The 15463-nt window shown below is 63.3% G+C and carries 16 protein-coding genes; 5 read left to right on the top strand and 11 right to left on the bottom strand.

Features of this window, described 5'->3' with window-relative positions; translation table 11 throughout:
• Position 1: 1 nt before the first annotated feature.
• The 5 genes from ACZ6YA_RS20815 to metG form a co-directional block, all read right to left on the bottom strand.
• Positions 2 to 526, bottom strand: a complete 525-nt coding sequence (locus ACZ6YA_RS20815) for an Rnf-Nqr domain containing protein (protein WP_465899012.1) — start codon at positions 524 to 526, stop codon at positions 2 to 4.
• Positions 523 to 1122 (bottom strand): RnfABCDGE type electron transport complex subunit G, encoded by a 600-nt coding sequence (locus ACZ6YA_RS20810; RefSeq protein WP_465899010.1) that lies wholly within the window; start codon positions 1120 to 1122, stop codon positions 523 to 525. The genes ACZ6YA_RS20815 and ACZ6YA_RS20810 overlap by 4 nt, the downstream gene beginning before the upstream one ends.
• Complete coding sequence (locus ACZ6YA_RS20805) at positions 1119 to 2090, bottom strand: RnfABCDGE type electron transport complex subunit D (protein ID WP_465899008.1); 972 nt, start codon at positions 2088 to 2090, stop codon at positions 1119 to 1121. Before ACZ6YA_RS20805 ends, ACZ6YA_RS20810 begins: the two co-directional genes overlap by 4 nt.
• A gap of 9 nt (positions 2091 to 2099) precedes the next feature.
• Entirely contained in the window at positions 2100 to 2648 is a 549-nt protein-coding gene (locus ACZ6YA_RS20800) for an Rnf-Nqr domain containing protein (protein WP_465899007.1), read from the bottom strand.
• A 90-nt stretch (positions 2649 to 2738) separates the two neighbouring features.
• Positions 2739 to 4784 carry a methionine--tRNA ligase gene (gene metG, locus ACZ6YA_RS20795; RefSeq protein ID WP_465899005.1) on the bottom strand — a complete coding sequence of 682 codons (2046 nt, stop codon included), beginning with the start codon at positions 4782 to 4784 and terminating at the stop codon, positions 2739 to 2741.
• 156 nt (positions 4785 to 4940) lie between these two features.
• Here metG and apbC point away from each other — a divergent pair, with 156 nt between their 5' ends.
• On the top strand, positions 4941 to 6035 hold the full coding sequence (apbC, locus tag ACZ6YA_RS20790) for an iron-sulfur cluster carrier protein ApbC (RefSeq protein ID WP_465899003.1): 1095 nt from the start codon (positions 4941 to 4943) through the stop codon (positions 6033 to 6035).
• Between the two features lie 68 nt (positions 6036 to 6103).
• Here apbC and ACZ6YA_RS20785 read toward each other — a convergent pair whose 3' ends face one another.
• Positions 6104 to 6313: a cold-shock protein gene (locus tag ACZ6YA_RS20785; RefSeq protein WP_012273869.1), complete on the bottom strand. Its 210-nt coding sequence runs from the start codon at positions 6311 to 6313 to the stop codon at positions 6104 to 6106.
• 329 nt (positions 6314 to 6642) lie between these two features.
• Between ACZ6YA_RS20785 and dcd the strand changes: the two genes are divergently transcribed.
• On the top strand, positions 6643 to 7209 hold the full coding sequence (dcd, locus tag ACZ6YA_RS20780; RefSeq protein WP_012313046.1) for a dCTP deaminase: 567 nt from the start codon (positions 6643 to 6645) through the stop codon (positions 7207 to 7209).
• A 98-nt stretch (positions 7210 to 7307) separates the two neighbouring features.
• A complete protein-coding gene (locus ACZ6YA_RS20775; RefSeq protein WP_465899000.1) occupies positions 7308 to 7535 on the top strand; it encodes a hypothetical protein in 228 nt (75 codons plus the stop codon).
• 13 nt (positions 7536 to 7548) lie between these two features.
• Here the strand turns inward: ACZ6YA_RS20775 and pdeM are convergent, their stop codons facing one another.
• The 5 genes from pdeM to ACZ6YA_RS20750 form a co-directional block, all read right to left on the bottom strand.
• Positions 7549 to 8208: a ligase-associated DNA damage response endonuclease PdeM gene (pdeM, locus tag ACZ6YA_RS20770; RefSeq protein ID WP_465898999.1), complete on the bottom strand. Its 660-nt coding sequence runs from the start codon at positions 8206 to 8208 to the stop codon at positions 7549 to 7551.
• Entirely contained in the window at positions 8205 to 10655 is a 2451-nt protein-coding gene (locus ACZ6YA_RS20765; protein WP_465898997.1) for a ligase-associated DNA damage response DEXH box helicase, read from the bottom strand. The genes pdeM and ACZ6YA_RS20765 overlap by 4 nt, the downstream gene beginning before the upstream one ends.
• Before the next feature lie 68 nt (positions 10656 to 10723).
• On the bottom strand, positions 10724 to 11839 hold the full coding sequence (locus ACZ6YA_RS20760) for a succinylglutamate desuccinylase/aspartoacylase family protein (protein WP_465898995.1): 1116 nt from the start codon (positions 11837 to 11839) through the stop codon (positions 10724 to 10726).
• Between the two features lie 94 nt (positions 11840 to 11933).
• Complete coding sequence (locus ACZ6YA_RS20755) at positions 11934 to 13592, bottom strand: ATP-dependent DNA ligase (RefSeq protein ID WP_465898993.1); 1659 nt, start codon at positions 13590 to 13592, stop codon at positions 11934 to 11936.
• Complete coding sequence (locus ACZ6YA_RS20750) at positions 13589 to 14605, bottom strand: ligase-associated DNA damage response exonuclease (RefSeq protein WP_465898991.1); 1017 nt, start codon at positions 14603 to 14605, stop codon at positions 13589 to 13591. Before ACZ6YA_RS20750 ends, ACZ6YA_RS20755 begins: the two co-directional genes overlap by 4 nt.
• A gap of 207 nt (positions 14606 to 14812) precedes the next feature.
• Here ACZ6YA_RS20750 and ACZ6YA_RS20745 point away from each other — a divergent pair, with 207 nt between their 5' ends.
• Entirely contained in the window at positions 14813 to 14995 is a 183-nt protein-coding gene (locus ACZ6YA_RS20745) for a type II toxin-antitoxin system HicA family toxin (protein ID WP_465898989.1), read from the top strand.
• Between the two features lie 22 nt (positions 14996 to 15017).
• The gene (locus tag ACZ6YA_RS20740) at positions 15018 to 15443 is read left to right on the top strand and encodes a type II toxin-antitoxin system HicB family antitoxin (protein ID WP_465898987.1); all 426 of its coding nucleotides are present in this window, start codon (positions 15018 to 15020) and stop codon (positions 15441 to 15443) included.
• Positions 15444 to 15463: the final 20 nt, after the last annotated feature.

The following is a 15463-nucleotide window of genomic DNA, read 5'->3' as shown; positions in this document are numbered from 1 at the left end:
GTCAATGCTTTCCTTGACGACGTGAGGGGGCGGGGCCCGGACGCAGCCAATTGTACAAGGCCAGTAGCACCCCGAGCACTAGCAGCGCACCTGGAACAAGCCTGGCCGCATGCACGTCCAACCCATCCGCCAACCATTGCCGGCTGGCGCCGAGCACCAGGCACAGGGCCAGCAACCCAGCCAGGTACTCACACAGTTGGCGCCAGCGGCCCTTCACCGGCAACAGCCGATCTGCTGCCAGGCACTGCAGGCAGATCAGGGCCGGGAAGGAACCGAGAACCAGGGCAAGCGGCAGCGACCAGGCACGCAGGGCTAGTTGCAGACAGCTTGACAGGGCCGCAAGCAGCAGCAGGCTTGCCAGCCCATACATCACCCCGCTCAATCGGCTGCGCAAAGGGTGTAGCAGTGCCTGATGAAGCACGGTCAGCACCAGCATGCTGATGCCGACGACGGTGGCTTGGGCCAATGTACGGGTGGCGCCGAGCAGCGGCGCCAAGCCCGCCAGCAACAGATGGAAGCTGTTCATTGGGCAGAGGCCCCGAGCAGTAGCGTACGGTACTGATCGAAGTAACGCAGCGCATCTTGCTGTGCCTCGATTACCGCACGTGAGGTGACCGTCGCACCGGCCAGTTGGTCGAAATCCCCTTGATCGCGCTTCAGTGCCCATCTGTCTTCAAGTCGACGGTTGGCGAACTGCGCCAACCAATTGAACTGCGGGTCGCTGATTCGGCCTCCCAGCCCTGGGCTTTCCTGTTGTTCGATCACCTGTGTGCCGATCAGCCGCCCATCGGCGCTGATGGCAATGGTCAGGCGGATGGGGGCGGCATAGCCCTGTACCTGGCTTACCAGCACAACCGCCGTCGCAGTGCTACCGCGGCTGGCGCGATAGGCGGCGATTATCCGACTGTGGGGTGGTTGATCGGCGGGCAGTTGCAGGGGGGCGTCCAGCGGCTGGTTGTCATAGCTCTGGGCGGGAAGCACCACCAGGAACTGCTGCGCCTGCAACTGCTGCTCGGCTTCTGCGATGGCTGTTCGTGTCCATTGCCGCCAGGCTAGCGTGGCCGCCAATGCCGTCCCGGCTACGACAAGCAACAGGATCAGGCTGCGCAAGGGGAACTTCATGGCGTGACCTGCGCGTAGCGTGCGGTCATGCGGTCGAGGGCCGGCACGGTCAGGTTCATTAGCAAGATGGCGAATGCGGTGCCATCGGGGTAACTCCCCCAGGTGCGGATCATGTAGATCAGCACGCCAGTACCCGCCCCGAACAGTAGCTTGGCCAGGCCAGCCTTGGGGCCGGATACCGGTTCAGTGGCGATGAAGAAGGCTGCCAGCATGGTCGAGCCGGAGAGCAGGTGCAGGAGTGGTGAGCCATTGGAATCCGAGCCAGAACCGTTCCAGGCCAGCAGGCTGAACAGCGACAGCGTCGCTAGCAAGCCAATCGGCGCATGCCAACTGTAGACCTTGCGTTGCAACAGAAACAGCCCGCCGAGAAGGAGCGCCAGGTTGATCCATTCGCTGCCTTGCCCCCCGAAACGACCGAAGCCTGGATGGCTGGCAAAAAGCTCATCCATGGTCAGGCTACGGTTGTGACGCAGGCCATCGAGCACCGTGGGCCCGGCCCATGCATCGACGTGTTCACCTCCGCCAAATACCAGATGCAAGCTGTCGCTGAGGCCTGTTGGGTGCCCTGGCCAGTGGTTCATCTGCAACGGAAAACTCAGCAGCACGAAGACGTAGCCGACCATCGCCGGGTTGAACAGGTTGCGGCCAACGCCACCGAAGGCTTGTTTGCCCAAGCCAATGGCGATGGCTGCGGCAATCATCGGCAGCCACCAGGGCGCCTGGGTGGGCAGGGCGAGCGTCAGCAGCACGGCGGTCACCAGTGCGCTGCCGTCGCTCAGTGTCGTGGCGACAGGTAGGCCGCGCAACGCCAGCGCCGCTGCTTCGCAGCCAATTGCAGTGATTGTGCACAGCACCAGGCTCAACAGCAGCCCCCACCCCAGCAGCCAGAACGATGCGAGCAGCCCCGGAAGGCAAGCCAATAGCACCAGGCCCATGGCGTTGCGCAGGCGCGCGTCAGCGGGTGTCATGAGTCAGCTTCATTGCATGAATAATCCGTTGAGACCGCAGAGTGCCATCGCCACGATGCCCGCACCGAGCAATGCGATGGGAGGGCCGCGCAGCGGGACGGGAACATCCGCATGCTGGCTGCGCAGGCTCAGGTCGTAGAACAGCGCCAGGGCCAGCCAGAAACCAAGGCCGGCAAGAACGCCCAGGCTCAGCGTGGCCAGCCATTGCGGCTTTTCGCTGATGACTTGGAGTGTCAGGCCCAGCACCAAAGCATTGTTCAGTAATGGCCAGGTGAGGTGCGCCGTTGGCCAGTCGCGCCTGACCCTGGCCAGTACCTGCGGTACGCCCCAGGCAAGCAAGGCCAGCCAGGGCAGCAGCAGGAACAGGCGCAGGTCCTGCAAATGCCATGGCGCCACCAGCAGATGTTCGATCAGCTGGCCGCCGGTCACGCCAAGGGCGATTGACAGTGCGCCGGCCAGGCCGCACACATGCAGGCGCAGCCTTGAATTGGGCTGCCGCTGCAAAAAGAGATGGTTGAGCAGCGCGGCGCCGAGCAGCGCCAGGAAATAGTCGTTCATGCAGATGACGATAGCCGCAATCGGCTGCGCTGTCCGGCAACGCGCGGTGGGATAAAAAAAGCCCCGGCACTGAGGCCGGGGCTTGGGGGGTTACTTGATGCGCTGGCCTGGCTTGGCGCCGCTGTCCGGGCTGAGCAGATAGATCTCTTCACCGCCAGGGCCTGCGGCCATGACCATGCCTTCGGAGACGCCAAAGCGCATTTTACGAGGCTTGAGGTTGGCCACCATCATGGTCAGGCGGCCTTCGAGCTTGGAAGGGTCCGGGTAGGCCGACTTGATGCCAGAAAACACGTTGCGCTGTTCGTCACCGATGTCCAGGGTCAGTTGCAGCAGCTTGTCGGCACCGGGCACCGCTTCGGCCTTGACGATCAGGGCAACGCGCAGGTCCACGGCGGCAAAGGTGTCGAATTCGATTTCAGCCGACAGTGGGTCCTTGGCCAGTTCGCCGTTACCGGCGGGTGCCTGGGGTTGGCCGCCCGCGGCCAGCAGGTCTTCCTTGCTGGCAGCGACCATGGCTTCGACCTTGGCCAACTCGATACGGCTCATCAGTGCCTTGAACGGGTTGAGCTTGTGGTTTTCCAGGCGCGAAGTGTGATCGTTCCAGCTCAGCGGCGCGACGTTGAGGAAGGCCTCGGCGTCGGCGGCCAGTACTGGCAGCACGGGTTTGAGGAAGATCACCAGCTGGCGGAACAGGTTGATACCCTGGGCGCAGATGGCCTGGACCTCGTCCTGCTTGCCTTCCTGCTTGGCCAGCGACCAAGGCGCCTTGTCGGCGATCCAGGCATTGGCACGGTCGGCCAAGGCCATGATTTCGCGCATGGCGCGGCCAAAGTCACGGGCCTCATAGGCTTCGGCGATGGACGGGGCGGCAGCCAGGAAGGCCTCGGTCAGCTCCGGCGCAGCGTCGCCGACAACCATCACGCCGTCGTTGCCTTTATGGATGAAGCCGGCGCAGCGGCTGGCGATGTTGACCACTTTGCCGACCAGGTCGGAGTTGACCTTCTGCACGAAGTCCTCAAGGTTCAAGTCGAGGTCGTCGACGCCACGGCCAAGCTTGGCGGCGTAGTAGTAGCGCAGGTATTCGGGCTGCAGATGATCCAGGTAGGTGCGGGCCTTGATGAAAGTGCCGCGCGACTTGGACATCTTGGCGCCGTTGACGGTCAGGTAGCCGTGCACGTTGACTGCGGTCGGCTTGCGGAAACCTGCGCCTTCGAGCATGGCGGGCCAGAACAGGGCGTGGAAGTTGACGATATCCTTGCCGATGAAGTGATACAGCTCGGCCTTGGAGCCTTCGCTCCAGAACGCATCGAAGTCCAGCTCCGGGCGGCGTGCACAGAGGTTCTTGAAGCTGGCCATGTAGCCGATCGGTGCATCCAGCCAGACGTAGAAGTACTTGCCGGGCTCGCCCGGGATCTCGAAGCCGAAGTACGGCGCATCACGGGAGATGTCCCACTCCTGAAGACCCGAGTCCAGCCATTCAGCGAGCTTGTTGGCGACCGCGTCCTGCAGGGTACCGCTGCGGGTCCATTGCTGCAGCATGGCCTGGAAGTCCGGCAGCTTGAAGAAGAAGTGCTGAGAATCGCGCAGTACCGGGGTGGCGCCGGAGATCGCCGACTTGGGGTTCTTCAGTTCGGTTGGGGCGTAGGTGGCGCCGCATTTTTCGCAGTTGTCGCCGTACTGGTCTTCGGCCGCGCACTTGGGGCAGGTGCCCTTGATGAAGCGGTCGGCGAGGAACATGCCCTTTTCAGGGTCGAAATACTGGGTAACCGAACGGGTCGCGATGTGCCCGGCGTCGCGCAGGCGCGAGTAGATCATGCCCGACAGTTCGCGGTTTTCTTCGCTGTGGGTGGAATGGAAATTGTCGAAATCCACCAGGAAGTCAGCGAAGTCGCTGCTGTGCTCGGCCTGGACGTTGGCAATCAGTTGCTCGGGGGTGATGCCTTCCTTTTCGGCGCGCAGCATGATGGCCGAACCGTGGGCGTCGTCGGCGCAGACATAGATGCACTGGTTGCCGCGCATTTTCTGGAAGCGAACCCACATGTCCGTCTGGATGTACTCAAGCATATGGCCAAGGTGAATGGACCCATTGGCATAGGGCAGGGCGCTGGTGACGAGAATCTGGCGTGGCTCGGACATGGTGGCTCGGCTACTTATCTGGCTCGGGTAAAAATCAGGGTGATCGGCCACTATAAAGGGCCGGCGAATATATTTCACCCCATGCACGCAACTGCTGACGATTGACGGGTTAGGATAGGCGCCTGTTTGACTATCCGTTTGCCAATGGGAGCCTCCATGAGTGCCGTCACCCGTGCCGCCGTCGAAGGCGTGCTTCGCCAATACACCGACCCTTATCTGAACCTTGACCCGGTCAGCGCCGGCTGTGTGCGCACCCTCGACATCCAGGGCGGGCAGGTCACCGTGCAATTGCAGCTGGGCTATGCCGCCGGTTTGTTCAAGAATGGCTGGGCTCAGGTGCTGCAGACCGCGATCGGGAACCTCGACGGCGTCAGCTCGGCCCACGTGTCGATTGATTGCGTCGTTACCGCGCACAAGGCCCAGGCCCAGGTGCCTGCCCTGGCCAACGTCAAGAACATTGTCGCCGTGGCCTCGGGCAAGGGCGGTGTCGGCAAGTCGACCACCGCTGCCAACCTGGCGCTGGCGCTGGCCCGTGAAGGTGCCCGAGTGGGGATTCTCGACGCCGATATCTATGGCCCCAGCCAGGGAGTGATGTTCGGCATCGCCGAAGGGACTCGGCCGCAGATTCGCGAGCAAAAGTGGTTCGTGCCGATCAAGGCGCATGGCGTGGAAGTCATGTCGATGGCCTTCCTCACCGATGACAACACGCCGATGGTCTGGCGCGGGCCGATGGTTTCCGGCGCGCTGCTGCAACTGGTGACCCAGACGGCCTGGGACGACCTCGATTACCTGGTGATCGACATGCCGCCAGGCACCGGTGATATCCAGCTGACCCTGGCGCAGAAGGTGCCGGTGGCAGGCTCGGTGATCGTCACCACACCGCAGGACCTGGCGCTGCTGGATGCCAAGAAGGGCGTGGAGATGTTCCGCAAGGTCAACATTCCGGTGTTGGGAGTGGTCGAGAACATGGCGGTGCACATCTGCTCGAATTGCGGCCATGCCGAGCACCTGTTTGGCGAAGGGGGTGGCGAGAAGCTGGCGGCGCAGTACGGTGTCGAATTGCTGGCCTCGCTGCCCTTGTCGATGCTGATCCGTGAACAAGCCGACAGCGGTAAGCCGACTGCGATTGCCGAGCCGGAAAGCCAGATTGCCATGGTCTATCAGGAGCTGGCGCGCCAGGTGGGCGCACGGATCGTGCTGCAGGAAGCGGCAGCGCCGGCGATGCCGAGCATCACCATCAGCGAGGATTGAAGATTCAGCAGACGTAAAAAAACCCGCCAGGAGGCGGGTTTTTTTGAAAGCTAGGAAGCTAAATCGACTTAGGCGATTTGAACTTCTTCAGCCTGCATGCCTTTCTGGCCGCGGGTAGCGACGAAAGTAACAGCCTGGCCTTCTTTCAGGGTTTTGAAGCCGTCAGCTTGGATGGCTTTGAAGTGCACGAACAGGTCGTCGCCCGACTGAGGGGTGATGAAGCCGTAGCCTTTCTCATCGTTGAACCACTTAACGGTACCGTTTTGACGGTTGGACATTTTTCTGTCTCCTTGGACAATTTGATAACGGTCAGGAAAATCCCTGGCCGGGACTGAGCGCAAAGAGAGCAGAAAATTCAGCGATGGGCCGATCAGGATCGTGCATCAAACTAGAGATTCTCGGTGTCACGTGCAGCACAGTGGCGCCACCTTAACCCACTTTCCGCAAGCTGCCAATCTCCAAGATGGCCTTTGATGAAATTCGGATCGGCGGCGGCCGCAGGCCCCGTCTGGCGCGGGATGCGGTATGGAACTTTAACCTGAGCGCCGGGACCGGTAAGATGCGCCTTTGGTTTTTTCACCTCGCAACTCTCAGGACACCCCCCGCCATGAGCATCAAATCGGACAAGTGGATTCGCCGCATGGCGCAGGAACACGGCATGATTGAACCGTTCGTCGAACGCCAGGTGCGTGGCGAACATGACAGCCGGGTGATCTCGTTCGGCGTCTCCAGCTACGGCTACGACGTGCGTTGCGCCGACGAATTCAAGGTGTTCACCAACATCAACTCGGCCACGGTCGATCCGAAGAACTTCGACGCCGGCAGTTTCGTCGACGTCAAGAGCGATGTCTGCATCATCCCGCCCAACTCCTTCGCCTTGGCGCGTACTGTCGAGTACTTCCGCATCCCCCGCAATGTGCTGACCATCTGCCTGGGCAAAAGCACCTATGCGCGTTGCGGCATCATCGTCAACGTCACCCCGCTGGAACCCGAGTGGGAGGGCCATGTGACGCTGGAGTTCTCCAATACCACCACCCTGCCGGCGAAGATCTACGCCAACGAAGGCGTGGCGCAGATGCTCTTCCTCGAATCCGATGAAGAGTGCGAAGTGTCCTATAAGGACCGTGGCGGTAAATACCAGGGCCAGCGCGGCGTCACCTTGCCACGCACCTGAGCCGACGAGCGCGGGGAATTACTGCTCGCCTGGGTACTCCAACCTTTTGAACAGTGCCACCCTGCATGACGCGCGGTGGCCCTCGTCAGGAGTCGCCCATGAAACTCGATCCCGCAATCAGTGCGAAGCTGGCTGTTCTGCAGCCCAACCAGATCGGCTTGCTGGCGTGGTCCGTGCTGGCCCACCCGGCGCCATTGCACGCCGGCGGCGTACCGGGCCAGCCTGATCCGGATACCCCGCAACCCGCCCAGCCTGGCGAAACGCCGCCGATGGAGCCGGGTGAGCCAACCCTTCCCGACGAACCCCCACCTGCGCCCGTGGCCTGACCGGCTAACGCGATCATTGCTGCACTGCCCAGACCTGGTCAGCGCCTGCGATATAGAGGCGGCTGCCTGGCCTGGGCTCGACATTCCACCCGCCGGTGAACTCGCCGAATGCCGGTAGTAGGCTGACCTGCGGCGCCATGACGAAGCAGGGCAGCCTCAGCCGCTGCCGAGCACGTCCACGTAAAACGAATGTGGGGTGCACATGGCCTGACAGCACCGGGAATTCAGGGTGGGCGTCAGGTTCATGTTGCAAGGCGAACGGCGGGAGTATCCACGGTTCATCCACTACTTCGATACCCAATGGTGCCGGTGGGTCGCCCGCATGGCGGTCGTGGTTACCACGCACCAGCAGGATGCGTAGACGGTCATGCCGGGCCCTCCAGGCCTGCAACCGCGCCATTGTCGCAGGCGCCCGTGCGGTACGGGCATGTAGAAAGTCGCCGAGAATGATCAGTTGTTCACACTCACAGGCTGCCAGCAATGCATCCAGGCGCTGCAGTGTGGCGTCTGTCGTACCCCGCGGTACCGGTTGGTGCAGCGCGCGGTAACTGGCGGCTTTGCCGATATGCACGTCGGCGACCACCAGTGCGCGGCGGGCAGGCCAGTAGAGCGCGCGGTCCGGCATCAACCATAACGTCTGCCCGCAATGCTCGATGATCAAATGGTTGCTCATGTTCTGCTCGCTGCTTTTTCAAGGTCGGCGACCATGCGCGCGATGCGATCGGCCAGCTTCTCGGTGCTCAAGGTTTCGCGCATGCCTTCCACCAGCAGGGTGAATGCCAGCGGCCCAGGCCTTTGCAGTTCACGCAGATCCAGGTGCAGCTGACCCAGTCTGGCCAATTGACGCTGCAGCCGTTCGATCTCCAGCTCCTCGCGCAACACTTCATCGCGTGCCTGACCCAGTAACAGATTGTCGGCATCGTGTTTACGAAAAACCTCGAAGAACAGCCCGCTGGACGCCTGGATTTGCCGCGTGCTCTTCTGCGCAGCCGGGTATCCGCCAAACACCAGCCCGGAAATCTGGGCGATTTCGCGAAAGCGCCGCAAGGCCATCTCACTGGCGTTCAGGCTAGCCAGCACATCCTCCAGCAAGTGCTCGTCGGATAACGCTGCTGGCAGGTGAGTTGCCCAGTCCACCGGGCTGGGGCTGAGCAGCTCGAAGCCATAGTCGCTGACCGCGATGGACACCGACAGCGGTTGCTGGCGGCTGACCCGCCAGGCAATCAGGTTGGCCAGGCCGAGGTTCGCCATGCGCCCGGCGAACGGGTAGAGAAACAGGTGTGAGCCTTGGCGAGTAGCGAGCGTTTCGGCCAGCAGCGTCTTGGTGGTGGGCAAGGCCGACCACTGGTTCTGCAGCATCAGCAGTGGGCGCACCGCGCGCATTTCCGGTTCGTCGAACTGTCCGTGGGCTGCCGCATCGAGTTTCTCTACCAAGGCATCGGCCAGCTCGCTGGACAGCGGCATGCGCCCGCCATTCCAGCGGGCGATGGCGGCTTTGCGGGCGCTACTGCGGCGCACATACGCGGTCATGTTCTCGACCCGAACCAGCTCCAGCACGCGTCCGGCAAATACCAGGGTGTCGCCGGGACGCAGGCGGGCGATGAAGGCCTCTTCGACACTGCCCAGGTGCTTGCCCCCGCCGCCCTTGCTCCAGTATTTAAGCTGCAGGCTGGCGTCGCTGACGATGGTGCCGATGCCCATGCGGTGCCGTCGCGCCAGGCGCTCGTTGGCGACCCGCCAGAAGCCGTCAGGGTGGGCTTCGACGCGCTGGTAGTCGGGGTAGGCGCTGAGTGAACTGCCGCCATGGCTGACGAAATCCAGCGCCCACTGCCATTGGCTGTCACGCAGCTCGTGGAATGCCCAGGTGCTGCGCACCTCGGCGAGCAACTCGGCAGGGCGAAAACCGCTGCCCAAGGCCATGGATACCAGGTGTTGGACCAGCACATCCATGCACAGGCGTGGCGAACGGCGGGCTTCGATATGCCCCGCAGCCAACGCGCTGCGAGCCGCTGCCGCTTCGACCAGTTCCAGGCTATGGGTCGGCACCAGGGTGATCCGTGATTGGCGACCCGGGGCATGCCCCGAGCGCCCTGCGCGCTGCATGAGGCGGGCAATGCCCTTGGCCGAACCGATCTGCATGACCCGTTCGACCGGTAGAAAGTCCACGCCCAGGTCCAGGCTGGAGGTGCAGATCACCGCCTTGAGCGTGCCCTGCTTGAGGCTGAGTTCTACCCAATCGCGGGTTGCGCGGGCCAGCGAGGCGTGGTGCAGGGCGATCTGCCCGGCCCAGTCGGGGCGGGCGTCGAGCAAGGCCTGGTACCACAGCTCGGCCTGCGCGCGGGTATTGGTGAACACCAGGCTGCTGCTGCTGCCGTCAAGTTCGCGGGCGACCGGGTCGAGCATTTTAAGGCCCATGTGCCCAGCCCAGGGGAAGCGCTCGATGGCCTTCGGCAGCAGGGTGTCGACCAGCAGGCGCTTGTCCTGGCGGCCTCGCAGCAACTGGCCGCCCTGCGGCAACAGCACCTCGAGCGCGTGCGCCAGGTTACCCAGGGTGGCGGAGAGCCCCCAGGTCACCAGGTGAGGGTGCCAGCGGCGCAGGCGGGCAAGGGCCAGTTGCAGCTGCACGCCACGCTTGTTGCCGAGCAGTTCGTGCCATTCATCCACCACCACCAGGCGCAGCTGGGCGAAGTCATCACAGGCCTGTGCGCGGGTCAGCAGCAGGGTCAGGCTCTCGGGGGTGGTGATCAAGGTGCTGGGCAGGCGCCTGGCTTGTCGGGCGCGTTCGGCGCTGCCGGTGTCACCGCTGCGCACGCCGACGCTCCAGTTCAAGCCGAGGTCGTCCAGCGGCATTTGCAGGGCGCGGGCGGTGTCTGCTGCCAATGCGCGCATGGGGGTGATCCATAGCACTTGCAGCGGCGCGGGCTGACGCGCTGTCGTGTGCTCGGCGAAGGCACGCAGGGCAGCGAGCCATACCGCGTAGGTCTTGCCCGCCCCGGTACTGGCATGCAGCAACCCGGATTCGCCGCGCCCGACAGCGGCCCAGACTTGCCGCTGGAAGGCGAAGGGCTTCCAGCCACGGGCAGCGAACCAGGCATTGGCAAGGTCTTTGGCGGCAGGCATGCGCGGGCATTGTCCTTCGAAGGCTGTGCTTCTAATGACCACCCGCAATGCGTATTGGTTTTACCGGGTCAGTTGCCCAGCAGGTAACCACTGCGGCACACCTGCTCACCGGCGACGTGGGCGACGACCATGCCCGACGTGGCCATGCGCCGCACGCTGCGGGCATACAGCAGCCCCGGCTGACTGTTGCGCACTGAAGTCACCCGATCGCTCAGCGGGTCGATGACTTCGGCGATCAATTGGCCTGCCTCCAAGTACTGGCCGGGGCGGGCGTGATACACCAGCAATCCACCCAGGGGGGCTATGAGCGGCTCGACCGCGGCCAGCGGTGTAGCGGGGCGGAGCAGTGCCGGCAAGGGGGCGGGCGTGCCGGCGATGACGTCAGCCTGGGTCAGGTAGTCGAGGATCGCCTGGCAGTCCTTGCTCGCCAGGTCATGGCTGACATCGGCCTGGCCGCGAAGCTCGACGGTCACCGCGACGCAGCCCAACGGGATCGGGTAACGCTTGGCGAAGCGCTGCTGCAATTGCCACCAGACCAGGCTGAAACACTCGTCGAACGACTGCCCGCCGGAGTCGGTGGCCAGCAGGCTGGCCTGGGCGCCCAGGTAGCGTGCGAGCGGCTCGACTTGCGGCCAGGCATCCGGCGTGGTGTAGAGGTGCTCGACGGCCTCGAAGTCGCAGTGCAGGTCCAGCACCAGGTCGGCATCGCAGGCTAGCCGCTGCAAAATCAGACGTTGCGACTGCAGCGGCGTATGCGCGGGGTGGGCATCCAGGCCGCGGCGCAGGTATTCACGGATGAGGGCGAGGTTGTGCGCGGGATCCTGGGTCAGGTGGCCTTCGATCTGGTCGCCGATGCTGTCGGACAGGTCGACGAAATTGCGGTTGAAGTTCTCACCGCTCTGCAGTGCGAAGCGGCCCAACGGTGCATCCAGCAGCACCTGCTCCAGGCCGACCGGGTTGGCTACCGGCACCAGGATGATCTCGCGGCGCAGGCGCCCTTGCTGCTCCAGTTCGCCCAGGCGGCGCTTGAGGTGCCAGGCCACCAGCATGCCGGGCAGTTCGTCGGCATGCAGCGAGGCCTGGATGTACACCTTGGCGCCACCGCGCGGGCCAAAGTGGAAGCTGTGCAGTTGGCGCGTGACGCCGGGCACGGGGGAGAGCAAGTCGTGGGTCGAATGGTGCATGGGGGTCCTGGATGCGTGGCGAAAACGGTCTGCGACACGGGTCGGCACAAAGCTAAGCATAATTTCGCCTGCCATGCCTAACACCTTGCGTGGTTCAGGCCAGCAGTGCCTGCAAAGTCGCCAAGTCATCGGCCTCATCGACCGGTTTGTCCAGGCGCCAGCGCAACATGCGCGGGAAGCGCACGGCGATACCGCTCTTGTGCCGTTTCGACAGCGCGATGCCTTCGAAGCCCAGTTCGAACACCAGTGTTGGGGTCACACTGCGCACCGGGCCGAAGGTTTCCACGGTGGTTTTGCGGATGATCGCATCCACCTTGCGCATTTCTTCGTCACTCAGGCCCGAGTAGGCCTTGGCGAAGGGCACCAGTGCACGTTCGGGGCTGCCGGGCGGAGCGTTCCAGACGGCGAAGGTGTAATCACTGTAGAGGCTGGCGCGGCGGCCGTGGCCGCGTTGGGCGTAGATCAGCACGGCGTCGACGCTGAACGGGTCGATCTTCCATTTCCACCATACCCCCATGTCCTTGGTTCGGCCTACGCCGTACAAGGCGTCGCGCTGCTTGAGCATCATGCCCTCGACGCCCAGGCGGCGCGACTGTTCGCGCTGCACGGCGAGATCTTGCCAATCCTGCCCTTCGAGCAGCGGCGAAAGCAGCAGCGGGGCCAGGGGATACGCATCGACAATGCGCTGTAACTGCTGGCGGCGTTCATGCTGGGGGCGGTTGCGCCAATCCTCGCCTTGCCATTCCAGCAAGTCGTAGGCCTGCAGCACCACAGGGGCGTCGGCCAGCAGCTTCTTGCCCAGGGTCTTGCGGCCAATGCGCTGTTGCAGCAGGGCGAACGGCTGCACGGCCGGGGCATCGGCGTTGGCACCCGGTTTCCAGACCAGGATTTCGCCGTCGAGCACGACGCCGTCCGGCAGGCTCTGCGCCAGGCCGTGCAGTTCTGGAAAGCGATCGGTCACCAGCTCCTCGCCGCGCGACCAGACCCACACCTGACCATCGCGCTTGACCACCTGCGCGCGAATGCCATCCCACTTCCATTCGATCTGCCAGGCGCTGGGCGGGCCGAGCAGGGCGTCGAACTGCTCGGTAGGGGCTTGCAGCGCATGCGCCAGGAAGAACGGATAAGGCTGGCCACCGCGCTGGCTGTGCTCATCGGCCGATTCAGCGGCGATCAGCTTGTGGTAGCTGCTGGCCGTGGGGCGATGGCTGATGTCGGTGTAGCCGACCAGGCGCTGGGCCACGCGCTTGGCATCCAGGTCGGCCAGCTGCGCCAACGCCCGGGTCACCAGCAGCTTGGAAACGCCGACGCGAAAGCTGCCGGTGATCAGCTTCAGGCACAGCATCAGGCTGGGGCGATCCAGCTGCGCCCAGAGTGGCGGAAGGCGCCGCTGGATCTCTTCGGCGGGCAACCCGCGAAGCGGCAGCAGATGGGCTTCGACCCAATGGGCCAGGCCGTCCTCGCTGCCGTGCGATTTTTCCGGCAGCAGCAGGGAAATAGTCTCTGCCATGTCGCCCACGGCCTGGTAGCTTTCTTCGAACAGCCACTCGGGCAGGCCGGCCAACGTCGTTGCCAGTTCACGCAGCACGCGGGTCGGTACCAATTGGCGAGGGCGGCCTCCAGACAGGAAATAAACCGCCCAGGCGGCACCCTCTGCAGGGGCCTCGGCAAAGTAATCGCGCAGTCCTTCGAGCTTGGCATTGCTTGACGTCGTGGCATCCAGGCGCAGGTAGAGCTGGGCGAAATCTTTCATGCCTCTGCATCCGTCGCGGGGGCGTCATCTTCTTCGCCGTATTCGGTCACGAATGCCCGGGCATCAAGACCCTTTTCATTGAGGTAGCGCACCAGCACGCTGACCGAACCGTGGGTGACCATCACCCGCTCGGCACCTGTCTGCTCAATGGCCCAGAGCAGGCCCGGCCAGTCGGCGTGGTCGGAAAGCACGAAGCCACGGTCCACCCCGCGCCGCCGCCGCGTGCCGCGCAGCAGCATCCAGCCACTGGCGAAGGCATCGCTGTAATCGCCGAAGCGGCGCATCCAGCTGCTGCCTGCGGCAGAGGGTGGCGCCAGGACGATGGCCTGGCGCATGAGTGGGTCGTTACGCGGGATATCACCGGCATAGCGGGTGGGCGGCAGGTGCACGCCGGCCTCGCGATAGACCTGGTTGAGAGGCTCGACCGCGCCATGCACCAGGATCGGCCCGATGCTGCTGTCCAGGCCGTGCAGAAGTCGCTGAGCCTTGCCGAAGGAATAGCAGAACAACACGCTGGCCTTGCCCTGGTCGCAATTGGCCCGCCACCAGGCATTCACCCCGGCAAAAACCTCGGCCTGGCTCGGCCAGCGGTAGATCGGCAGGCCGAAGGTCGATTCGGTAATGAAAGTGTGGCAGCGCACGGGTTCGAAGGGGGCACAGGTCCCGTCTGGCTCGACCTTGTAGTCGCCCGACGCCACCCAGACCTCGCCTTGGTATTCCAGCCGCACCTGCGCCGAGCCCAGTACATGCCCGGCTGGATGCAGGCTGAGGGTGACGCCGTGATGACGGATGCGTTCGCCGTAGCTCAGGGTCTGCAGGTCGATGTCCTGGCCCAGGCGGCTGCGCAGAATGCCGGCGCCGGGGGCAGCTGTCAGATAGTGCGCATTGCCGCGACGGGCATGGTCGCCGTGGCCATGGGTGATGACGGCGCGCGCCACTGGCCGCCAGGGGTCGATGTAGAAATCACCGGGCGGACAGTACAGGCCTTCGGGGCGGGCGATGACGAGGTCCATGGGGTGGGCACTGGTGGTTGAGGGTTACCAGTTAGGAGCGGTGGTGGGGTACAGAAGTTCGAGTGGCTATCAGGATGAAAAGGCCTTCAGACCATTCGGAAATGCGGAAGGGGCTTTCGAGGTTAACTACACACTCAATACAAGTTGCGCAACAAAAATGTTGCGCGCGCTTTGCATGTGATGCACATTGAGTGATCGAAGGCCCGCATGAAGTACAGTGAGTTTCGCCGTTGGTTACGCGCTCAGGGCGCTACATTTGTGCCAGCCAAGGGAAGCCATTTTAAGGTCTACCTCGGCAATCGCCAGACGATCTTTCCGGATCACGGTGCCAAAGAAATAGGTGAAGGGCTCAGAAAGAAGATCATGAAGGATCTGGGCTTGAGAGAATGATGAACTTAGGGGAGAGCACACGATGATCTTCGATTATCCGGTGACCATTCACCGAGAAGAGGGCAGTGTCTGGATCAGTTGTCCGGATGTGCCTGAAATGGCCAGCGCCGGCGATACCGCGGAGGAGGCACTGTTTGATGCAGTTGATGCCATGGAGTCCGCGCTTTCTTTCTATGTGGATCAGAAAAAAGCTATTCCATTGCCGAGGGCACCGTCTTACGGTCAATCGCTCGTGCGTCTGCCAGCACTGACGGCGGCGAAAGCTGCGCTCTGGAACACCATGATCGAGCAAAACGTGACTAAAACTGAAATGGCGCGGCGGTTGGGCGTCAATCGTCCCCAGGTTGATCGGCTGGTCGACCTGCTGCATCGGTCCAAGATCGAACAGGTCGAGCATGCGCTGAATGTGTTGGGTCAGCGCATTGAACTCGCTGTTGTAGCGGCTTGAGCAGTAGATGAAAGCCGCCA

The sequence above is a fragment of the Pseudomonas sp. NPDC090752 genome, assembly GCF_055584805.1.
The sequence above is the reverse complement of the archived record's forward strand: the minus strand, read 5'-3'. Positions and strand labels throughout refer to the sequence as shown.

Coding starts and splice junctions, on each gene's coding strand:
- ACZ6YA_RS20765 (WP_465898997.1), bottom strand. CDS start 10,655: ATGCCTGCCGCCAAAGACCTTGCCAATGCCTGGTTCGCTGCCCGTGGC.
- dcd (WP_012313046.1), top strand. CDS start 6,643: ATGAGCATCAAATCGGACAAGTGGATTCGCCGCATGGCGCAGGAACAC.
- ACZ6YA_RS20760 (WP_465898995.1), bottom strand. CDS start 11,839: ATGCACCATTCGACCCACGACTTGCTCTCCCCCGTGCCCGGCGTCACG.
- ACZ6YA_RS20775 (WP_465899000.1), top strand. CDS start 7,308: ATGAAACTCGATCCCGCAATCAGTGCGAAGCTGGCTGTTCTGCAGCCC.
- ACZ6YA_RS20785 (WP_012273869.1), bottom strand. CDS start 6,313: ATGTCCAACCGTCAAAACGGTACCGTTAAGTGGTTCAACGATGAGAAA.
- ACZ6YA_RS20755 (WP_465898993.1), bottom strand. CDS start 13,592: ATGAAAGATTTCGCCCAGCTCTACCTGCGCCTGGATGCCACGACGTCA.
- ACZ6YA_RS20750 (WP_465898991.1), bottom strand. CDS start 14,605: ATGGACCTCGTCATCGCCCGCCCCGAAGGCCTGTACTGTCCGCCCGGT.
- metG (WP_465899005.1), bottom strand. CDS start 4,784: ATGTCCGAGCCACGCCAGATTCTCGTCACCAGCGCCCTGCCCTATGCC.
- pdeM (WP_465898999.1), bottom strand. CDS start 8,208: ATGAGCAACCATTTGATCATCGAGCATTGCGGGCAGACGTTATGGTTG.
- ACZ6YA_RS20745 (WP_465898989.1), top strand. CDS start 14,813: ATGAAGTACAGTGAGTTTCGCCGTTGGTTACGCGCTCAGGGCGCTACA.
- ACZ6YA_RS20805 (WP_465899008.1), bottom strand. CDS start 2,090: ATGACACCCGCTGACGCGCGCCTGCGCAACGCCATGGGCCTGGTGCTA.
- ACZ6YA_RS20815 (WP_465899012.1), bottom strand. CDS start 526: ATGAACAGCTTCCATCTGTTGCTGGCGGGCTTGGCGCCGCTGCTCGGC.
- ACZ6YA_RS20800 (WP_465899007.1), bottom strand. CDS start 2,648: ATGAACGACTATTTCCTGGCGCTGCTCGGCGCCGCGCTGCTCAACCAT.
- ACZ6YA_RS20810 (WP_465899010.1), bottom strand. CDS start 1,122: ATGAAGTTCCCCTTGCGCAGCCTGATCCTGTTGCTTGTCGTAGCCGGG.
- apbC (WP_465899003.1), top strand. CDS start 4,941: ATGAGTGCCGTCACCCGTGCCGCCGTCGAAGGCGTGCTTCGCCAATAC.
- ACZ6YA_RS20740 (WP_465898987.1), top strand. CDS start 15,018: ATGATCTTCGATTATCCGGTGACCATTCACCGAGAAGAGGGCAGTGTC.